A 19,158-nucleotide genomic window follows, 5' to 3' on the forward strand; every position below is an offset into this window, starting at 1 on the left:
GCGTTGACCCGGCCGGTGCGCCGAACACCGATTCTTAAGCGCCGAGGCGTAATCTTGTGGATAGCCAAGCCAGGACTGGCTGGGCAAGCAATCCGGACCGACATCATTGCGCCGTATTGCAGCTTCTCTATCGCCGACAGAGTCGAACCACCTCCACCTACCTGGGGGATGGCGGCCGGTCATGGGGAGCCCGGTCGCGCGCGGCGTGCATCGTGTCAGAGACCCCGGCCTATGAATGATCTCAATCTCGACCCGTCCGAGACGCGGACCCAGCGGATGCCGACAGGCCGCTCCGGGCCGGCACTGAACCTTCGGGTCGTCCTGTTCAGTCTCGCTGGCGCGAGCGCGCTGGCGGGCTTCGGCGTCGCGGCCTCGACGGTGATGGCCGGTCTCGCCGCGCCGTCACCCGTCAAGTTCGTCGCGTCCGGCCGAGCCGGAGATTGGCCCGAGCTGAAGGACGGGCTTCCCGTGATCAAGGGCTCCGTCCAGGCGGCGCCCGCACTGGTGCAGGCCGCCAAGCCCGAGACGCCGGCCCTGCGGATGGCGTCCCTGCCGGAGGCCTTCGCACCCGTCACGCCCGCACCGAAGGCGCCCGCCGCCCCGCCGCCGGCGGCGTCGAAGCCCGTAACGGGCGCCGCGGCCCCTGTGCCCCCGACGCAGCGCATCCCAGTCCCGACCCCCGTCGCGCCGATGACGGCCACGCGGGAAGTCGCGCCCCTGGGGCCGACCCGCACGGCGACGCTGCAGCCCCCCCGGCCCGCCGAGACGGTCCGGGCTCGCGAACTGGTCGAGCCGGCCGTGCCGAACGCGGCTCCGGTTGCCGAGCGGGCCGAGCGGCCCGAGGCGGTCGAGCGCGCCCCAAAGATCGAGAAGGCCGAAAAGGCCGAGCGCGCACAGAAGTCCGACCGGGCCGAGAAGCCGGCGCCCAAGCCGGTCGCCGCGCGCAAGGCGCCCGCGACGGCGAGACCGGCCGACAAAGCCAAGGGCGCCGCCCCCGCCACCCTCGCCCAGGCTGAGCCCGCCGAGGCGGAGGAGACCGAGGTGTTGGGTATAAAGCTGCCGTCCCTGGCGCCGGCCGGGCGGAAGCTGAAGGAAAGCGTCGACGCCCTCGGCGACGCCGTCAAGAACGTGTTCTGATCCGTCGCTCCGGGCGCGGCGCCGGCTGAACCGGCCGCTGGCCCGCGCGGACGACAGTCGCCGCGCTGCGGACCGCTTCCCGAAAAGGCCCCCGCCCTACGGGCGGAGGCTGGGTTCAGGCCCGGCCGGAACTGCGTCCGGGCTTGTGGTCGCCCTTCGGCCCGGGCCGTTCCACCTTGCGCTGATGCTTGCCGGCGCGCGGGCTAGCGAACCCCTTCGGACCACTCGGCCGATCATTGCGCTCGGCCGGTCCGCCGTCGCCCGCGAGGGCCTCGACCTGGATCTCCGGCGAGCCGTTTCGGGCGAAGGCCTCCGCGAAGCGAGCCGCCGCGTTGCCGCGGATCTCGAACTTGGTCTCGCGGTCGAAGATCCGGATGGCACCGATCTCCTGGCGCCCAATCCCGCCCCGGCGCGTCAGCATCGGCAGAAGGCGACGGGGATCGGCATTGTCCCGGCGGCCGAGATTGAGCCTGAACCAGACCGCCGGCCCCATCGCGGCGATCCGCTCCGGATCCATCGGGTCGTAGGGCGGCCGCTCGCCCCGCGGCGCACGACCTTCACCGGGATCGCTGACCTCCTCGGGCGCCGGCAGGCGGGTGCGGTAGACGCGGGCCAGCAGGGCGGCCAGTTCCGCCGGGCTCTTGCTCGCCAGCAGCGTGTCGGCGAGGGCGACGTCCTCCTCGGCCGGCGGCTCGGCGAAGAGGGGGTCGGAGAGCATGCGCTCGCCGTCGAGGCGCCGGATCTCGTCGGCCGAGGGCGGTCCCGACCATTCGGGGCTGACCTTGGCGATGGCGAACATCTGCTCGGCCCGCCGCCGCCGGGAATTCGGGATCAGGAGCACCGAGGTGCCCTTGCGACCGGCGCGGCCGGTGCGGCCGCTGCGGTGCTGCAGCACCTCGGCGTCGTGCGGCAGATCCGCGTGGATGACGAGGCTCAGCGACGGCAGGTCGATCCCGCGGGCGGCCACGTCGGTGGCAACGCAGACCCGGGCGCGGCCGTCGCGCAGGGCCTGGAGAGCGGCGTTGCGCTCACCCTGACCCAGTTCGCCCGAGAGCGCGACCACGGAGAAGCCCCGCTCGGTCAGGCTGGCCTGAAGGTGGCGGACGGCGTTGCGGGTGTTGCAGAAGACCATCGCGGTCGTGGCATCCGCCTCGCGCAAGAGGTTGAGCACGACGTGCTCGGTCTCCCGCGGCATGATCCGCACCGCCCGGTAGGCGATGTCGGCGTGCCCCTTGGTCTCGCTCTTGATGGCCAGGCGGAGGGCGCCGCGCTGATACCGCTCGGCCAGCGTCTCGATCGCCTTCGGCAGGGTGGCGGAGAACAGATAGGTGGCCCGCTCCGACGGCGTCGCCGAGAGGATGAATTCGATATCCTCCCGGAAGCCGAGATCGAGCATCTCGTCGGCCTCGTCGAGGATCACGGCCCGCAGGGCGGTCGGGTCGAGATTGCGGCGCTCGAGATGGTCGCGCAGGCGACCCGGCGTGCCCACGACGATGTGGGTGCCCTCGGCGAGCATCCGGCTCTCCCGGCGCGGATCCATGCCGCCGACGCAGGCGGCGACGCGGCCGCCAGCGGGACCATAGAGCCAGGACAGCTCGCGCTGCACCTGCAGGGCGAGTTCCCGGGTCGGGGCGATCACGAGGGCGAGGGGGGCCGCCGGGGGCGGCAACATCTCCGACTCGCCCATGAGGATGCTCGCCATGGCAAGACCGTAGGCCACGGTCTTGCCGGAGCCGGTCTGCGCGGAGACGAGGAGGTCGCGGGAACCGGCGGCCGCTTCCAGCACGGCGGCCTGGACCGGGGTCGGATCGGCGTAGCCGCGGTCGGCTAGAGCCCGCGCGAGGGGGGCGGGCAGGGTCGGGAAAGGCAAGTTTCGGGAACTCTCAACGGCCGCGCCGCGCCCGGCAGCGCGCCATCGCGCAGCATAGGAATCAGGCGCCGGACTTTATTCGGGTGGCGGCACGGTAACGCCTCGCGGGCCGACTGACCACTCCCGCCGCAGCATGGGGCGGTTGCGCCCGCTCAATCGGTGCGGTCATCACTGGCACCGGCCGACGCCTGTCCTATGAAACGGTCAAGTCTCGGATACGGCATCATCGATGCGGGTCGACCAAGGAACACCACCGACATGACGGCAGCCCTTCGGGTGGCGGCAGCCTGGGCGACGGTTCTGGCCTTTGCGTGGTTCGGCAAGGCCTGGCTCGGCGACCTGTCGCAGCCTCTCTTCGCCAGCGGGTTATTCGCGTGGCTGCTCGCCGTCATCGTCTGGGCAGCCTTCGGCGTGGTGCACGAGGCGGAGGAACTGGCTCACCGCCTCGGCGAACCCCTGGGCACCCTGGTCCTGACGCTGGCGATCGTCATCATCGAGGTGGCGCTGATCTCCGCCGTCATGCTGTCGGCAAAGGACGCGCCGACCCTCGGCCGCGACACGATGTTCGCGGTCCTGATGATCGTGCTGAACGGCGTCGTGGGCCTCGGGCTCCTCGTCGGCGGCCTGCGCCACCATCAGCAACGCTACAACCTGCAGGGCGCCTCGGCCTTCCTGTCGGTGATCATCCCGCTCACCACCATCGCGCTGATCATCCCGAACTTCACGAGCTCCACCAGCGACGGCACCCTGACGACTTTTCAGGCGGTGACATTCTCGGCCTTCACGCTGGCGCTCTACGGCGTGTTCCTGCTGATCCAGACCGGCCGGCACAGCGAGTTCTTCATCGACGCGGAGGCCCGGGAGACGGGCGAGCCCGCGACCGATCGGGCTCCGGCCTCGCGCGGCAGCGTCGCCAAGCATATCGGCCTTCTGCTCGCCAACGTCCTGCCGATCGTGATCCTGGCCAAGAGCCTCGCGGCGATCCTCGACCACGGCATCGCCGCGCTCGGCGCCCCGTCGGCGCTCGGCGGCGTGCTGATCGCCGCCATCGTGTTCACCCCGGAGGGCATCTCGGCGCTGAGGGCGGTGGCGCGCAACGAACTCCAGCGGGCGATCAACCTGTGCCTCGGCGCGGCCACCTCGACGGTCGGCCTCACCGTGCCGGCGGTCCTGACCATCGGGCTGCTGACCGGCCAGACCGTGGTGCTCGGCCTCAAGCCCACCGAGATGGCCCTGCTCGCCGTGACGCTCATCCTCAGCGCGCAGACCTTCTCGGGCTCGCGCACCACAGTGCTGGAGGGCGCGGTGCACCTCGTGCTGTTCTTCGTCTACCTCGTGCTGATCTTCAGCCCCTGACGCACGGCGCTCAGGCGCCGAAGCGCTCGGTGCGGATCAGGCCCGGGGCGACGCCTTCCGCCAGGATCAGGTCGGAGGCCGCGGCCACGAACCGGTTCGAGCCGCAGAGGAACACCTTCCCGGGCGCTCCGAGCCGCGCCAGGGCGTCGGCGACGAGGGTGGCGTCGATGCGCTTGCCTCCAGGCTCCCGGGTGGTCGCCAGATGCAGGGAGAAGTTGGAATCAGCTTGCGCGAACCTCTCCAGCTCGGCCAGCGCGATCGCCTCCGCGCGGCTGCGGACGGAGTAGATCAGGGCCGCCGGGATCGCGCGCCAGCCCTGCGCCCGCCGCCGCAGCATCGCCAGCAGCGGCACGACGCCGGACCCGCCGCCGCCGAGCAGCAACGGCCCGCCATCGGGACCGTCCCAGGAAAATGAGCCTCCGATCGGCCCGCGCAGCTCGACCCGGTCGCCGACCTCGGCGACGTGCGAGAACCAGCCGGAGACCTCGCCGTCCGGCAGCGTCTCGATCATCAGCTCGAGGGTGCCGCTGCCGTCCTGCGCCGAGGCGACGGAATAGCTGCGCTGGGCTTGGTAGCCATCCTCGGCGGTGAGGCGGACATCGACGTGCTGCCCGGCCCGATAGGCCTCCGCGAGGCTGCAGCGCAGCCGGACGCTCTTCACATGGGGCGTGACCGGCGCGATCGCGGTGATCTCCGCCTGATGCCAGCGGAAGACGATGGGCTCAATCACCGATGTAGCGCTGCTCACGCCAGGGATCCCCGTACATGTGGTAGCCGCGCAGCTCCCAGAAGCCGGCGGTATCGGTCTGGGTGAAGCGGAGGCCCTTCACCCATTTGGCGCTCTTCCAGAAATAGAGGTGCGGCACGAACAGCCGAGCCGGGCCGCCGTGATCCGGGTGGATCGGCTGGCCCTCGTAGCGCGTCGCCACCAGGGCGCGACCGCCCACGAGGTCTGCCACCGGCACGTTGGTGGTGTAGTCGTCGTGGGATTCCGCCAACAGGAAGCCGGTCGGCGCCGTGATCCCGGCATCCGCCAGCAGGTCGTCGAAGCTGACGCCCTCCCAGGTCGTGTCGAACTTCGACCACTTGGTGACGCAGTGGATGTCCCCGTGCCACGTCGTCCGCGGCAGCGCCTCGAACGCCTCCCAGCTCCACGCCTTGATCGGCCGGGATCCCTCGCGCAGCGTGAACCGCCACGCGGCGAGGTCGACGGCCGGGTTGGGGCCGATCTGCAGGATCGGAAAATCGTCGGTCAGATATTGGCCCGGCGGCAGGCGCGCACCGGTCTCGGGCGGCTGCCTGCGCCCGACGAAGCCCCGTGTCACCATTCCGGCCTCCGATCCACGCTTCCGGCCCGGTTTGGTGCGGCGGAACACCTCACGTCAAGCCGCCACGTGCGGCCGAACAAACGCCCCAAAGCTCGGGTGTGCTAGCTGGACTGTGCCGGTCCCCGGCACGAATCACCTGCTTTCAGGGGGAAGTCATGAAGTACCTTCTCGCGACGAGCCTTGTCGTCGGGAGCCTCGCCACCCTCGCGCCGGCCGCGCAGGCGCGCGACGGGATCGGCGCCGGCGGCGCGGCCGCGCTCGGCGTTCTCGGCGGCCTCGCGGTCGGCGGCGCCATCGCGTCGTCTAACAACGGCTACTACCCGGGCCGTCCGGTCTACCGCGCCCCGCCGCCGGTCTACGTCGAGGAGGATTACGGCCCGGTCTGCCATTTCGAGCGCCGCCGGACCGTCGATCCCTACGGCGACGTCTACGTCCGCCGCGTCCGCGTCTGCGAGTAGGCGGCCTCCGGGGTCGCCTCGGCGGCGAGGGCCGGTTTCAGGCGCTCGGCGCAGGCGATCCCGCCGAGCACCAGAGCCAGGGCGACCGCTTCCGTCGCCCCGAACGGCTCGCCGACCAACAGGACGGCGAGGATCGCGCCGAAGATCGGCACGAGGTTGACGAACAGGCCGGCGCGGTTCGGGCCGATCAGCTCGACGCCACGCATGAAGAAGAGCTGCGCCAGCAGCGACGGGCCGAGGCCGACGAACGCCACCATCACCCACCCCTCGCGGTTGGGCCAGACCGCGTGGCCCGTCGCCCATTCGACGGCCAGCGGCGGCAGGGAGGTGACGAGGGCCGCCAGAGCCATGGCGGAGAAGAACGTCAGCGCCGGCACCTTGGGGCGTGTCGGCAGGAAGATGGTGTAGCCGGCGTAGAGCAGGCAGGCCCCGAAGACGAGGACGTCGCCGCGGTTGAAGGCGAGGTTCGTCAGGACCGACAGATCGCCGTGCGTGGCGGCCAGGCCCGCGCCGACCAGCGTCAGAGCCACGCCCAGCATCTGGCCCGGCGTGACCGGCACCCGATAGGCGAGGCGGTTCAGAACGATCACCAGCACGGGGATCGCGCCCTGGAACAGGGCGAGGTTGATCGCACCCGTATGGACGCCGGCCGCATAGAACAGGCAGTTGAAGGCCGTGTAGCCGAGGCCGCCCATCAGCAGGATGCGCAGCCGGTGCGGCCGCAGCTGCGGCCAGGCGGCAACGAGGCGGCGGCCGGCAAACGGGATGAGAACCCCGCAGGCGACGGCCCAGCGCAGGGTCGTGATCACCTGGGGCGAGACGTGGCCCGGCGCCCAGCGACTGGTTACGGCGTTTCCGGCCCAGAGCAAGGCCGTGAGGGTGAGCAGCAGATAGGCTGACGCGGCCGCGGGAGCCCGGGCCGCGTGCCCGGTCCTCAACGGCGGCGGAACTGGCCGCCCCGCACGGGCGGACGCGGTCCGGAGGAGCGCTCGTCCTTGTGGCGGAACACCAGACGCCCCTTCTCCAGGTCGTAGGGCGACATCTCGACCGTCACCCGGTCACCCGCCAGCGTCTTGATGCGGTTCTTCTTCATCTTGCCGGCCGTGTAGGCCACGATCTCGTGGCCCTGGTCGAGCTGCACGCGGTAGCGCGCATCCGGCAGGATCTCGATCACGAGACCGTCGAACTGCATCAATTCTTCTTTCGCCATGCACCTTCTCCAGTCGGACCGTCCGGCAGCAGGCGTTCCGGCAATGCGTGTTCGGCTGTCATCGAGCTCGGGAAACGCCGCAGGGCGCGGATCCGATCCGACGGATCGCCCGCGCCAGCTCAGCAGCACAGCCCGCATGTAGTCGCCCGGGGAACCGGCGGCAAGTCACGGCGGCTGAACCAGTTCCGTCATCGACATGAATCGCCGCCGGTCAAGGCTCCGCATCATTGCCGGCATAGTCGAGGCGCCCATCCGGTGTCCGGCGCCAGATCCGCAGGGCGATCGGCGTTCCGGACCGGTCGCCCCGGGCATCGAAGCCGACCGGGCCGAGAAGCGTCCGGATCTTGCCGGCCCGTAGGGCCTCGGCCACCCGTCGGCCGTCGGCGATCCGGCCGGTCTTCGGGTCGGCCGCGCGGGCGTGCTCGACGGCCTGCGCCAGCAGCTCGACGGCCGCGTAGGCTCCCGCTGCAACGCTCTCCGCCTCCGGGCCGCGCGGCGTCGACCGGCCAGCGCGCGGTTCGGGCAGGCGCGGCGGGTCGGGGACCAGCGTCATCACGGTCCCCTCCCCGTCCCCGACCGCCGCGGCGGCGAAGCCCGGATCCAGGATGCCGTCGCTCGCCACCAGCGTCCCGCCGAGCCCGGCGTCCCGCATCGCGCGGAGGAGCGCGGCCGCCTCGAGCGCGAGGCCGCCGAAATACACAACCTCGATCCGCGCCGCCTTCAGCCGGGCGACGACGTCCGCGGGATCGCGGCTGCCCCGGGCGAAGCTGTCGAACAGCACCTCCGGCGTGCCCGCCTCCTTCAGCCGCGTCGCCACCGCGTCGGCGAGACCGCGGCCGAAGGTCGAGCGGTCGTTGACGATGCCGACGCGGCGCCCGGCGAAGGTCCGCGCGAGATAGGCTCCGGCCGCCCGCCCCTGCTGCGCGTCGCTCGCGCCCAGCCGGAACAGGTTCCACAGGCCGCGGCCGGTGAGCGGCGTGTAGGTCGCGCCGGGCGCCACCATCACGGCCCCGGCCTCCTCGTAGGCCGGGGCCGCGGCGGCGACCGCGCCGGATTCGAGAGGCCCGACCACGAGGCGCACCCCGTCGGCGGTGAATTTGCGCGCGACGGCAACGGCCTGCCGTCCCTCGCCGCCATCGTCGGCGGGGATCAGCACCCAGCGCGGGCGCCCTCCGGCGGCCCGGTTCAGATCGGCCACCGCCTGCTCGGCGCCCTGGCGGAGCCCCTGGCCGAAGGCCGCGTCCGGCCCCGTCAGCGGAGCCGACAGGCCGATCCGGACCGGCGCCTGCGCGGCGGCCGGGGTGGCGGCCAGGAGGCCGGCGAGGATCGGGGCGAGGCGACGCATCATGGCGGCACTCTATGGCCGATGGGCCGCCCTTCGGAAGAGCGGCGCAGGAGGCGAGGAAGGATCGTTGAGCGGATTGCGATGCTGATGCGCGCCGAAGCGCTGGCGGGCCGGCGCGATGTGCGGAATAAGGGGCTCCGGCCCGGCCCGTTGCCGGGCATGACGGGGCGCCCACGCGCGTCGCCGCCGAAGACCCTCTGGGACGATTGACGATCATGACCTCGCTGTTCGCCGGCATCCAGGACGCGCCGCTCGATCCGATCATGCGCCTGTTCGAGGCCTTCAACGCCGATCCGAGCCCGAAGAAGCTCAACCTCGTGGTCGGCGTGTACACGGATGCCGACGGCAAGGTGCCGCGCCTGCGCGCCGTGCAGACCGCCGAGAAGCGCTGGATCGAGAAGGGCCTGCCCAAGACCTACCGGCCGATCGAGGGCACGAAGCCGTTCCGCGACGCGGTCCAGGAACTGCTGTTCGGGAAGGGCGCCCCGATCCTGTCGCAGAACCGGGTCGCGACGCTCCAGAGCATCGGCGGCACCGGCGCCCTGAAGACCGGCGCGGACGTGCTCGCCAAGCTCTATCCGAACGCCAAGGTCGCGGTGAGCAATCCGAGCTGGGAGAACCACAAGGCGCTGTTCAGCCAAGCCGGCTTCACGGTCGTCGACTATCCCTATTTCTCGGCCGAGACCGGCAGCGCCGACTATTCGGCCATGAAGGCCTATCTCCAGGATCTGCCGAAGGGCTCGATCGTGGTGCTGCACGCCTGCTGCCACAACCCGACCGGCGCGGATCTCACCCTCGACGAGTGGCGCGACCTCGTGCCCCTGATGGCCGAGCGCGGCCTGATCCCGTTCCTCGACATCGCCTATCAGGGCTTCGGCAACGGCCTCGACGCCGATGCCGAGCCGGTGCGCCTGTTCGCCGAATCCGGCCAGGAATTCCTGGTCGCCTCGTCGTTCTCGAAGTCGTTCTCCCTCTATGGCGAGCGCGTCGGCGCGCTCACCATCGTGGCCGAGAACCCCGCCGCGAAGGCCAAGGTGGAGGCCTTCGCGAAGCGTCTCGTCCGCGCGAGCTACTCGAACCCCCATACCCATGGCGCCGCCATCGTCGAGATCGTGCTGACCGATCCGGAGCTGCGCGCCGACTGGGAGCGGGAACTCGGCGAGATGCGCGACCGGATCCGCGCCATGCGCGAGCGGATGGCCGACAGCCTGCAGCAGCGCCACCCGGAGCGGGGCTTCGACGCGATCAAGGTGCAGAAGGGCATGTTCTCCTACACGGGCCTCAGCCCCGCGGAGGCCACCCGCCTGCGCGAGGAGCACGAGGTCTACGCCCTGGAGACCGGCCGCATCTGCGTGGCCGCGGTCAATACCCACAACATCGACCACGTCATCGACGCGATCGACGCGGTGGTGAAAGGCTGAGGCCGTGGCGGCCCTCAAGCGCGTCTGCCGGTTCAACGTCTGGATCAACCCGATCTTCGACGCGCGCTTGAGGGCCGAGCCCGACATCGGCCTGCAGGTCGGCGACCTGCAGGGGCCCGAGGGCACGCTCCAGGCGATGCTCGAGCAGGCTCACGTCTTCCACGTCTCCCCGGCGCGGGACGAGCTGCCGCGTCGCTGGCATGTCACGGACGACCTGCTCGCGTCCTGCCCGAACCTGCTGGCCGTCTCGTCGGGCGGCGCGGGCTTCGACACGATCGACGCCGCCGCCTGCACGCGGGCGGGCGTCGCGGTCGTCAACCAGGTGGGCGGCAATGCCCGCTCGGTGGCGGAACTCGCGATCGGCCTGATGCTCGCCGTCTCGCGCAAGATCTGCGTCTCGGACCGGCTGCTCCGGACCGCCCGCGGCTTCCCGCGGGAGTCGCTGATGGGCCACGAGATCGGCGGCTCGACCCTCGGCCTCGTGGGGATCGGCCATACCGGCCGGGCGGTCGCCAAGCTCGCACGGGGCTTCGACATGCGGGTCCTGGCCTACGATCCCCTGCTCTCGGCCGACGAGATCCGGGCGCGCGGCGCGGAGCCGGTGGGCCGGGCGCAGCTCCTCGCCGGGTCCGACATCGTCTCCCTGCACTGCCCCCTCGACGACACGACGCGCGGCAGCTTCGACGCGCAGGCCTTCGCGGCGATGAAGCGGGGCGCGCTGTTCATCACCACCGCCCGGGGCGGCGTCCACGACGAGGCGGCACTCGCCGAGGCGCTGGCATCGGGGCATCTCGCGGGAGCGGGCCTCGACGTCTGGTCGCCGGAACCGCCGCCCCTCGACTCCGCCCTGCTGAAGCTCGACACCGTGGTGGCGACCTACCACACCGCCGGCGTCACCCACGAGGCGCGCCGGAACGTCGCGTCCTGGGGGGCCGAGCAGGTGATCGGACTGCTCAAGGGCGAGCGGCCGCCGCGCCTCGTCAATCCGGAAGTCTGGCCCGCCGTGCTGGAGCGCCGGGCGCAGCTGTTCGGTTGAGCTTCGCGACGCTGCCGTCCACACGCCTCCAGCGATCGGCCCGGATCGCCTCATCCTGAGGTGCTGCTCAGCAGTCCCGGAGGCATTCAGATACCGCTGCGATCCCAGGAGACCTCGGTCGCGGCGGCCGCCGCGCGTCCGCGCTCCGGGATGAGGTCGCGGGCGGGACCAGTCGGGTCGAATGACCCTGCGCGTTTCACCGCGCGGGCGGTTCGCGGCGCGAATAGTCGATCGCGGTGAACCCGCCGCCTTGATGGCGCTCCACCACCGGGTTGCCGCTTGTCTTACCCTCCAGGGCCGGTGCGTAGGCATCGGCGCTGTCCTGCGGTGCCCAGCCGATCACGGCCCGCCCGTCCTGCCGCCACCACGTCATGCGGCTGTTGTTCGAGGCGCCCCAGATCACCACCGAGCCCTTCGGCCCAAGGGTCGGCGCCAGGGTGGCGCGGGTGATCAGCCGGGTCAGGTCGGCGTAGGACAGCCACGTGGCCAGCATCCGCGCGTCGGTGGGCTCCGGGAAGCAGGAGCCGATGCGCAGGAAGACGCTCTCGACCCCGTGCTTGTCGCGGTAGAGTCCGCCCATCAGCTCGCCGTAGGCCTTGGACAGGCCGTAATAGCCGTCCGGCGCCAGGGCGCAGTCGTCGTCCAGCACCTCGGACCGTTCGTGGAACCCGATGGCGTGGTTCGAGGAGGCGAAGACCATCCGCGCCCCTTCGCGGCGGGCCGCCTCGTAGGCGTGGTAGAGGCCGCGGATGTTGGGGCCGATCACCGTCTCGAACGGATGCTCCACCGAGATCCCGCCGAAATGGAGGATCGTGCCGCAGCCCTCCGCCAGCCGCAGGATCGCCGGCCCGTCCTCCAGGTCGGCGGCCTGGAAGCGTGCGCCCTCGGGCAGCGGGTCTGGGAAGGGCACGCGGTCGGTGAGCCGGAGCGTCCAGCCCTGCGCGGCGAGCGCCCGGCTCAGGATGCGCCCAAGGGCGCCGGAGGCGCCGGTCAGGAGGACGGGTTTCTGCGGGACGGTCTCGGCGCTCATGGGTGCTGCTCCTGGGTCAGATGGCCTTGGCCGCGGCCAGGGGGCCGGCCTGCGCCGGGGTACGCGGCCGCCGGACGAAGATCGCCATGGCGACGACGCCGGCCGCCGCGATCAGCGCGGCGATCACGAAGGCGCTGGCGTAGCCTCCGAGATACTGCACCGCCAAGCCCGTGGCGGTCGGCCCGATGATCCCCGAGATGTTGCTCAGGAGGTGGATGAAGCCGCTGACCCCGCCGACCCGTGCCTCGGGCACCAGTTCGTGGATCGTCGCCCAGCAGGATTGCACGGAACTCGTCAGCATCAGCACAGCGAGCGCGATGAGCGACACCGCCATGGCGGTGCTGGTCGCGGCGTTGACCGCGATCAGGGCGACGCCCGCGATGGCGAGGGGCACGATCGTGGTGATCTTCCGGGCGGCCAGCTTGTCGCCCATGCGCGTGTAGACGAAATCGGCCACCACGCCCCCGCCGACATAGCCGACGAAGCCGCAGGCCCAGGGGATCGAGGCGACCAGCGCCATCTCCTTCACCGGCATGTGCAGGGCGTCGGTGAGGTAGCTCGGGAGCCACGAGAGGAAAATGTAGAGCGTGTAGTTCACCGCGAACATGCCGAGGCCGAGCGACAGGGTGCTCGGAAGGACCAGGTATTCCTTCAGGGAGCGGGCATGGTCCGAGGGCGCGAGGTGCGTGACAGCCCGGCTGCGCTCTACGAGGGCGATCTCCTCCGGGTCGACCCGGGGATTGTCCTGCGGCCGGTCGGTCATGAGCATGCGCCAGGCGACGACCCAGAGGAGGCCGACGGCGCCGATGGCCACGAACGCCACCCGCCAGCCGTACTGGATCGCCAGCAATCCGACCACGGGCGCGGCGACGGCGCTGCCCACCGTCTGGCCCGAGAAGGTGAAGCCGATGGTCCGGGCGGTCTCCTCGCGGGGGAACCACGTGGTGATGGTGCGGTTCGTGGTCGAGTTCATCGGTCCCTCGGCGAAGCCGAACAGGGCGCGGACGATGAACATCTGGGCGAAGCCGGTCACAGCGCCGGTGAGCATGCACAGGATCGACCACGCGGCGGCGGCCCAGCTGTAGACGCTGCGCGGCCCGTAGCGGTCGGCAAGCTGCCCGCCCACGAAGGCGAAGATCGCGTAGCCGAAGAAGAACGTGCTGAAGATCACCCCGAGTTCGGAGGGTGACAGATTGAGGTCTTGCTTGACGAAGGGGGCGGCGACGCCGAGCGCGGCGCGGTCCATGTAGTTGATGATCCCGGCTATAAACAGCAGGAAGGCGATCATGAACCTGTAACGCTTGACGAACATTGCGTTTCCTTCCGATGGTATTCTGATTTTTCTTGTTGTTTTGAGATATGCTGGCGCGATTTCAGAGATGGCTGCCGGCGGCGGGACTACTGCTTCCCGTGCGGGCTATCGAAGTCACACGGCGTGCGTCGGCGACGGCCTCCCTCTCCCGTGCGGAAGACGGGACCTGCGCCATATCGTGTGCCTGTCTGCCCGGGACCGTCGCGCTCCATCGCCAGCGCCGGACTCCACCGGAGAAGTCTGACCATCGCAGCCCGAGTGTCGGACGGAGGGTGGCGGGTCGGCCCCGCCGTGAAAGCGGACAGGTTCCAGGCCTTCGTCACAGGAACGCGAGGGTGCAGGGGCTGAGGCTCGGACGTGATCCCGTCCGGGTGAGGTCTCCGCGCGCGGGATCGATGGCGAATTCGACCAGGCCATCTCCCTGCTCGTTGGCGACGAGCAGGTGATCGCCGTCCGGCGCCACACTCATGAAGCGCGGGTCGCGACCGCCGGAGGACGTCCAGCCGAGGGGATCGAGCCGCCCGGCGACGTCCACCTGGAAGCGCGCGATCCCGTCCTGGCCGCGGTTCGACGTGTAGACGAACCGGCCGTCCCGCGTGACCGCGATGGCTGCGGCGGTGCTGGCGCCGAAGAAGTCCGGAGGTAGGGTCGGGGCGAGGTGCAGGGGCGTCAGCGTGCCGGTTTCCGCATCCCAACGGCAGGTGGCGACGCTCGAGTCCAGTTCGTTGACCAGGAAGGCGAGGGGCGCGTTCGGATGGAACGCGATGTGGCGCGGCCCGGCACCCGGCCGCATCGCCGTCTCCGAGGCCACCGCGAGGTGATCGCCGTCCAGCCGCAGGACGAAGACCCGGTCGAGTCCCTTGTCGGGCACGAGTACGTGGCGCCCGTCCGGTGCCATGACCACGTGATGCGGGTGGGCACAGGCCTGCTCGGTCCGGTGCGGGCCGGGCTCGCCGGGCAGCGACAAGACGTGGCAGGCGGGCTCCAGGCCGCCATCGGGGCGCACCGGCAGCAGTGCGACAGAGCCGGTGGCGTAGTTGGCGACGATGAGGAAGCGCCCGCTCGGATCGAGGGCCTGATGGACGCTGTTGGTGCCGCCGGTCGCCGCGCTCCCGAGGGCGCGCAGGGTACCGTCGTCCGCCACCGCGAAGGCGCTGGCCGCCTCGCCATCGCCCTGGACCGTGTAGACCACGGCGCGCCGGGGGTCGGCGACCAGGAAGGACGGGTTCGTCAGCCCCTCCACCCCGCCGAGATGCGTCCAGGCCTCCAGGCCCCCGTGGGTTCGGTAGACGTCGATGCCCCGGCCGCGGGCCTTGCGCCGCTCCGTTGTGAAGCAACCGACAAAGGCGAGGCCGAGAGGGCGGAGGGCTGCGTCGGTCATGCGGCGTGTCCGGTTCAGCCCCGCCGCGGGACGCGACGGAGGAAATCGGGGTTGAGTTCGGACAGGCGGTTGACGCCGATCAGCGCCATGTCGCGGTTCAATTCCTCTTTGAGGATCCGCATCGCGTGCTCGACGCCCGCCACGCCGCCGAGCGCGGCGGCAAACATGAACGGCCGGCCGAGCAGGACGAAGTCGGCGCCGAGCGCCAGCGCCTTCATCACGTCGGTTCCCCGCCGGATGCCGCTGTCGACAATGATCTTCAGGCCGCCCTTCCGGGCGGCGATCTCCGGAAGAACGTCCAGCGGCGCGATGGCGTAGTCGAGCTGGCGGCCGCCATGGGTCGAGAGGATCACGCCGTCGGCGCCGCACTCCCGGGCGATCTCGACATCCTCCGGAGACAGCAGCCCCTTCACCAGCAGGTTGCCGGACCAGCGCTTGCGGATCGCCTCCAGGTTCTTCCACGAGAGCTGGTCGCGGGCGATGGTGTTGCGTACCGCGCCCTGGGACATCATCGGCGGCCCGCGCTCGGCCTCCGTGTTCTCGAAATGCGGCGCGCCGTGCTTGAGGAAGGTCCGGGCGACGGTCCCCAGCAGCCAGCGCGGGTGGGTCGCGCTCTGCCATGCCACCTTGGGTGTGACCTTGATCGGCATGGAGAAGCCGCTGCGGATGTTGTGCTCGCGGTTGCCCAGCGTCGGCGTGTCGGCGGTGACCACGAAGGTCCGGTAGCCGGCGGCCTCGACCCGGTCGAGCAGGCGGTCGATCCGGTTCTGGTCGCCCGGCAGGTAGCCCTGGAACCAGGCCTGCGGGTTCCGGGCGTGCACGTCCTCCAGCTTGATCAGCGAGGAGGCGCTCAGGCACATCGGCAGATTCATCCGTCGCGCCGCCTCGGCGAGCACGATGTCGCCCCGGTAGGCGATGAAGGCGGCCCCGCCAAGGGGTCCGATTCCGAAGGGCGCCGCGTAGGTCTGGCCGAACAGCGTGGTGGCGGTGTCCCGGGCCGAGGTGTCGCGCATCAGCCGCGGCACGAGGGCGTAGTCGGCATAGGCGCCGCGGCTCTGCGCCAGGGCGGAACCGGTCTCCACCCCGCCGGACACGTACTGGAAGATCATCGGCGGCAGGAGCTTGCGCGCGTGGCGCTCGAAATCGTCCAGCGCCAGCAGGTCGCGGAACCGATAGGGCGTGACCGCGTCGCTGCGCTTCAGGCTGGTAACGAGCGCCTGCGGGGCCGCGATGCCGGCCGCACTCGCGTCGGCTCCGCCCACCGTCGGCGCCGCGCGCTCCGGTGCTCCCGCGACGGAGGCCGGCCGGTCGAGCGTCGCCATCCGCGTCTCCCCGAGGATCGTCCGGGGCGTTGGCAACCATCCCGGACACGTTTTTTGAAAGCGCTTTCAGATAGCCAGGCCGCCCCAGGAGTGTCAATATACTTCCGGATCCGGCCGGCCGTCCGGGTGGAGGCGCACGCTGAGACCCGCCCGCTGCGCATCCGGATCGGTCAGGAGAACTTTGCGTGCTGGACCTGCCGGGTGAGATTCTCGACGCCGCGCCGCGAAGTCCCGTAGCGCGCGACGTCGCCCGCCGCGCCGGGGTCTCGACGGCCACGGTCTCCCGGGTGCTCAACGGTTCGGCCGGTGTCCGGGCGGACAAGCGCGAGGCGGTGATGCGCGCCGCCCAGGACCTCGGCTTCGTCGCGAACGGCGCCGCCCGGGCGCTCTCGACCCGCCGGTTCATGGCGGTGGGCGCGGTGGTGCCCAACATCGAGAACGAGGCCTTCGTCCGGGTCCTGTCGAGCTTCCAGGACCGGCTGCGGCAGGCGGGCTACACGCTGGTCGCCGCCAATGCCGGCTACAACATCGAGGACGAACTGCGGGAAGCGACCTTCCTGCTGGAGCGCGGCGTCGACGGGCTGATGCTGGTCGGCGACATCCATCACCCGGACCTGCACGCCCGGATCGCCCGGACCGGCATCCCGATGGTGCAGACCTTCAGCCTGTCGCGGGAACGCCCCTGCGTCGGGTTCGACAACGCCGCCTCGGCGGCCCGGGCGGCCAATTACCTGATGGATCTCGGCCACCGCCGGATCGGCGTGATCTCCGGCCTGCGCAAGGACAACGACCGCGGCGGCGCGCGGGTGACGGGCATCGCGCAGGCGCTCGCAGCCCGAGGTCTGGTGCTCGCGCCCGAGCACGACATCGAGATCTCCTACGGGATCGGCGGCGGCCGCGACGGCTTTCGCCAGATGCTGGCCGGCGGCCCGCCGCCGACCGCGATCATCTGCGGCACCGACCAGATCGCCTTCGGCGCCATGATCGAGGCTCGAGCCCGCGGCCTGTCTGTCCCCCGCGATCTGTCGGTGATCGGCCACAACGATTCCGACTTCGCGCCCTTCCTGGACCCGCCGCTGACGACGATCCGCATCCATTCCGCCGAGATCGGCCACGCCGCAGGCGACCACCTGATCGCCCGGATCCAGGGCAAGCCGATGGTGCGCCTCACCGAGATCGACGCCGAGTTGATCCTCCGCGCCAGCACCGCGCCGCCCCCGCGCTAGATCGCCGGAGGCGAAGTTGCGCTATCTTGCCCCCTGTTTGAAATCGCTTACAAGCTGAGGACCCGCGTTCCGGCCCAGGCCGGTGCCCGCAGAACCCGAGACGCAGCATGGCCCCCCGCATCGTTCTCCTGCACGCGACGCCGGTCGCGATGGCGCCGATCCAGGCCGCGTTCACGGAGCGCTGGCCGGAGGCCGAGACGGTCAACCTCCTCGACGACGGCCTGTCGCTCGACCGGGCGAAGGAGCCCGGCGCGATCTCGGAGGGCATGATCGAGCGCTTCGTGCGGTTCGGCCGCTACGGCCACGACATGGGCGCCGACGGCATCCTGATCACCTGCTCGGCCTTCGGACCGGCCATCGACCGGCTGATCGAGACCCTGCCGGTCCCGGTGCTCAAGCCCAACGAGGCGATGTTCCGGGCCGCGATCGCGCAGGGCGAGCGGATCGGCATGCTGGCGACCTTCGGGCCGTCCATCGGCACGATGACCGACGAGTTCGAGGAATTCGTGGGTCAGGCCGGGGGCTCGGCCACCCTGCGGACGATCCTGGTGGACGACGCCATGGTGCGCCTGCGCGCCGGCGACACCGAAACCCACAACCGGCTGATCGCCGAGCGGGCTCCGGACCTCGCCGATTGCGACGCGATCATGCTGGCGCATTTCTCCACGTCCCGGGCCGCCGAGGCGGTGCGCAGGGTTGTGAACGTTCCGGTCCTGACCGCCCCCCACGCGGCGGTGGACCGGATGCGCGCGATGATCGAGACCGGCAGGAGCGCCTGAACCATGAAGCTCGGTGCCTTAAAGGACCGCCTCAGCGGCCATTGCGGCTTCCTGTTCACGGAGTTGCCGCTCGCGGAGCGCTTCGCGGCCGCCGCGCGGGCGGGCTTCCGCGCGGTCGAACATCCGAACCTGTTCGCGACTCCGGCCCGGGAGGTGGCGGCCTGGCTCGAGGGGGCGGGCGTGCCCCTGATCCAGACCGGTTTTCCCGCCGGTGACGCGAGCAAGGGCGAGAAAGGTTTCGCGGCGCTCCCCGACAAGGTCGATCATTACCGCTCGACCATCGAGCCGACCCTCGACTACGTGGCGCAGCTCGGCTGCCGGATGGTCCACCCGATGGCGGGAGTCCGGCCAGCCGGCGTCGAACGGGCGCGCCTCTGGGAGACCTATCTCGAGAACCTCGCCTTCGCGGCCGACGCCGCGCGAGCACGGGGGATGACGGTGATCGTCGAGCCGATCGGACCGGGCTCGATCGCCAACTACGTGATCGACGACCCGCTGGTGGCGGTGGAGGCGATCCGCGCGATCGGTCGCGACAACGTCAAGCTCCTGTTCGACGCCTATCACTGCGTCTGCCTGGGGCACGACCCGGCGGCGCTGATCCGGGCGCACGCGGCCCTCATCGCTCATGTGCAGATCGCCGACGATCCGGGGCGGCACGAGCCCGGGACCGGCACGATCGCCTTCGATCCGATCTTCCAAGCGCTGGAGGCGGTCGGCTATGCCGGTTTCGTCGGCTGCGAGTATCACCCCGCTTCGGGCACCGAGGCGGGGCTCGGCTGGATGCGGTCGGCGACCTGAGGGAGCGCCTGCGACCGCGGCGCCGTCCTGGCCGGCGGAGCGGGGCAATCGCGGTGCGCGTGGCCCCGGTACCCGTGGCGGCGCACGCCCGCCTCGCTCTCAACGATGAAGGCTGCAGGCGGGGACACCACGCTCACCGGATCGCCGGG

The 19,158-nt window shown here is 71.0% G+C and carries 18 protein-coding genes; 8 read left to right on the forward strand and 10 right to left on the reverse strand.

The window, feature by feature from the left end; genetic code table 11:
• Positions 1–231 precede the first annotated feature (231 nt).
• A complete protein-coding gene (locus tag ACXJKQ_RS04205; protein ID WP_457104519.1) occupies positions 232–1,137 on the forward strand; it encodes a hypothetical protein in 906 nt (301 codons plus the stop codon).
• A gap of 115 nt (positions 1,138–1,252) precedes the next feature.
• Here the strand turns inward: ACXJKQ_RS04205 and ACXJKQ_RS04210 are convergent, their stop codons facing one another.
• Positions 1,253–3,007, reverse strand: a complete 1,755-nt coding sequence (locus ACXJKQ_RS04210) for a DEAD/DEAH box helicase (protein WP_457104520.1) — start codon at positions 3,005–3,007, stop codon at positions 1,253–1,255.
• A 258-nt stretch (positions 3,008–3,265) separates the two neighbouring features.
• Here ACXJKQ_RS04210 and ACXJKQ_RS04215 point away from each other — a divergent pair, with 258 nt between their 5' ends.
• Positions 3,266–4,363: a calcium:proton antiporter gene (locus ACXJKQ_RS04215; protein ID WP_457104521.1), complete on the forward strand. Its 1,098-nt coding sequence runs from the start codon at positions 3,266–3,268 to the stop codon at positions 4,361–4,363.
• A gap of 10 nt (positions 4,364–4,373) precedes the next feature.
• Here the strand turns inward: ACXJKQ_RS04215 and ACXJKQ_RS04220 are convergent, their stop codons facing one another.
• Both ACXJKQ_RS04220 and ACXJKQ_RS04225 read right to left on the reverse strand, forming a co-directional pair.
• The gene (locus tag ACXJKQ_RS04220) at positions 4,374–5,111 is read right to left on the reverse strand and encodes an FAD-binding oxidoreductase (protein WP_457104522.1); all 738 of its coding nucleotides are present in this window, start codon (positions 5,109–5,111) and stop codon (positions 4,374–4,376) included.
• Positions 5,086–5,691 carry a sulfite oxidase-like oxidoreductase gene (locus tag ACXJKQ_RS04225; RefSeq protein WP_457104523.1) on the reverse strand — a complete coding sequence of 202 codons (606 nt, stop codon included), beginning with the start codon at positions 5,689–5,691 and terminating at the stop codon, positions 5,086–5,088. The genes ACXJKQ_RS04220 and ACXJKQ_RS04225 overlap by 26 nt, the downstream gene beginning before the upstream one ends.
• Positions 5,692–5,846: 155 nt before the next feature.
• Here ACXJKQ_RS04225 and ACXJKQ_RS04230 point away from each other — a divergent pair, with 155 nt between their 5' ends.
• Complete coding sequence (locus ACXJKQ_RS04230) at positions 5,847–6,149, forward strand: hypothetical protein (RefSeq protein ID WP_457104524.1); 303 nt, start codon at positions 5,847–5,849, stop codon at positions 6,147–6,149.
• Here ACXJKQ_RS04230 and ACXJKQ_RS04235 read toward each other — a convergent pair.
• The 3 genes from ACXJKQ_RS04235 to ACXJKQ_RS04245 all read right to left on the reverse strand — a co-directional run bounded on the left by ACXJKQ_RS04235 (position 6,119) and on the right by ACXJKQ_RS04245 (position 8,707).
• The gene (locus ACXJKQ_RS04235) at positions 6,119–7,087 is read right to left on the reverse strand and encodes a DMT family transporter (RefSeq protein WP_457104525.1); all 969 of its coding nucleotides are present in this window, start codon (positions 7,085–7,087) and stop codon (positions 6,119–6,121) included. The genes ACXJKQ_RS04230 and ACXJKQ_RS04235 overlap by 31 nt on opposite strands.
• Positions 7,084–7,359 carry a translation initiation factor IF-1 gene (gene infA / locus ACXJKQ_RS04240; protein ID WP_012320343.1) on the reverse strand — a complete coding sequence of 92 codons (276 nt, stop codon included), beginning with the start codon at positions 7,357–7,359 and terminating at the stop codon, positions 7,084–7,086. Before infA ends, ACXJKQ_RS04235 begins: the two co-directional genes overlap by 4 nt.
• A 211-nt stretch (positions 7,360–7,570) precedes the next feature.
• Positions 7,571–8,707 (reverse strand): branched-chain amino acid ABC transporter substrate-binding protein, encoded by a 1,137-nt coding sequence (locus tag ACXJKQ_RS04245; RefSeq protein ID WP_457104526.1) that lies wholly within the window; start codon positions 8,705–8,707, stop codon positions 7,571–7,573.
• Positions 8,708–8,919: 212 nt separating this feature from the next.
• On the opposite strand from ACXJKQ_RS04245, the gene ACXJKQ_RS04250 reads away from it, so the two are divergent.
• Both ACXJKQ_RS04250 and ACXJKQ_RS04255 read left to right on the forward strand, forming a co-directional pair.
• Positions 8,920–10,125 carry an amino acid aminotransferase gene (locus tag ACXJKQ_RS04250; protein ID WP_457104527.1) on the forward strand — a complete coding sequence of 402 codons (1,206 nt, stop codon included), beginning with the start codon at positions 8,920–8,922 and terminating at the stop codon, positions 10,123–10,125.
• Positions 10,126–10,129: 4 nt separating this feature from the next.
• A complete protein-coding gene (locus tag ACXJKQ_RS04255; RefSeq protein WP_457104528.1) occupies positions 10,130–11,161 on the forward strand; it encodes a hydroxyacid dehydrogenase in 1,032 nt (343 codons plus the stop codon).
• A 196-nt stretch (positions 11,162–11,357) separates the two neighbouring features.
• Here the strand turns inward: ACXJKQ_RS04255 and ACXJKQ_RS04260 are convergent, their stop codons facing one another.
• From ACXJKQ_RS04260 to ACXJKQ_RS04275, 4 genes are all read right to left on the reverse strand, one after another.
• Positions 11,358–12,191: an NAD-dependent epimerase/dehydratase family protein gene (locus ACXJKQ_RS04260; RefSeq protein WP_457104529.1), complete on the reverse strand. Its 834-nt coding sequence runs from the start codon at positions 12,189–12,191 to the stop codon at positions 11,358–11,360.
• 16 nt (positions 12,192–12,207) lie between these two features.
• Positions 12,208–13,503, reverse strand: coding sequence for an MFS transporter (locus ACXJKQ_RS04265; RefSeq protein WP_457104530.1), 1,296 nt, complete (start codon positions 13,501–13,503; stop codon positions 12,208–12,210).
• Positions 13,504–13,822: 319 nt separating this feature from the next.
• Positions 13,823–14,884, reverse strand: coding sequence for a lactonase family protein (locus ACXJKQ_RS04270; RefSeq protein ID WP_457104531.1), 1,062 nt, complete (start codon positions 14,882–14,884; stop codon positions 13,823–13,825).
• Positions 14,885–14,898: 14 nt separating this feature from the next.
• Complete coding sequence (locus tag ACXJKQ_RS04275; RefSeq protein ID WP_457104532.1) at positions 14,899–16,206, reverse strand: alpha-hydroxy acid oxidase; 1,308 nt, start codon at positions 16,204–16,206, stop codon at positions 14,899–14,901.
• A gap of 185 nt (positions 16,207–16,391) precedes the next feature.
• Here ACXJKQ_RS04275 and ACXJKQ_RS04280 point away from each other — a divergent pair, with 185 nt between their 5' ends.
• From ACXJKQ_RS04280 to ACXJKQ_RS04290, 3 genes are all read left to right on the forward strand, one after another.
• Positions 16,392–17,432, forward strand: a complete 1,041-nt coding sequence (locus ACXJKQ_RS04280) for a LacI family DNA-binding transcriptional regulator (protein WP_457104533.1) — start codon at positions 16,392–16,394, stop codon at positions 17,430–17,432.
• Positions 17,433–17,539: 107 nt separating this feature from the next.
• Positions 17,540–18,211, forward strand: coding sequence for an aspartate/glutamate racemase family protein (locus ACXJKQ_RS04285; RefSeq protein WP_457104534.1), 672 nt, complete (start codon positions 17,540–17,542; stop codon positions 18,209–18,211).
• Positions 18,212–18,214: 3 nt separating this feature from the next.
• A complete protein-coding gene (locus ACXJKQ_RS04290; RefSeq protein ID WP_457104535.1) occupies positions 18,215–19,009 on the forward strand; it encodes a hydroxypyruvate isomerase family protein in 795 nt (264 codons plus the stop codon).
• Positions 19,010–19,158 lie beyond the last annotated feature (149 nt).

The organism is Methylobacterium sp. P5_C11 (assembly GCF_054049775.1).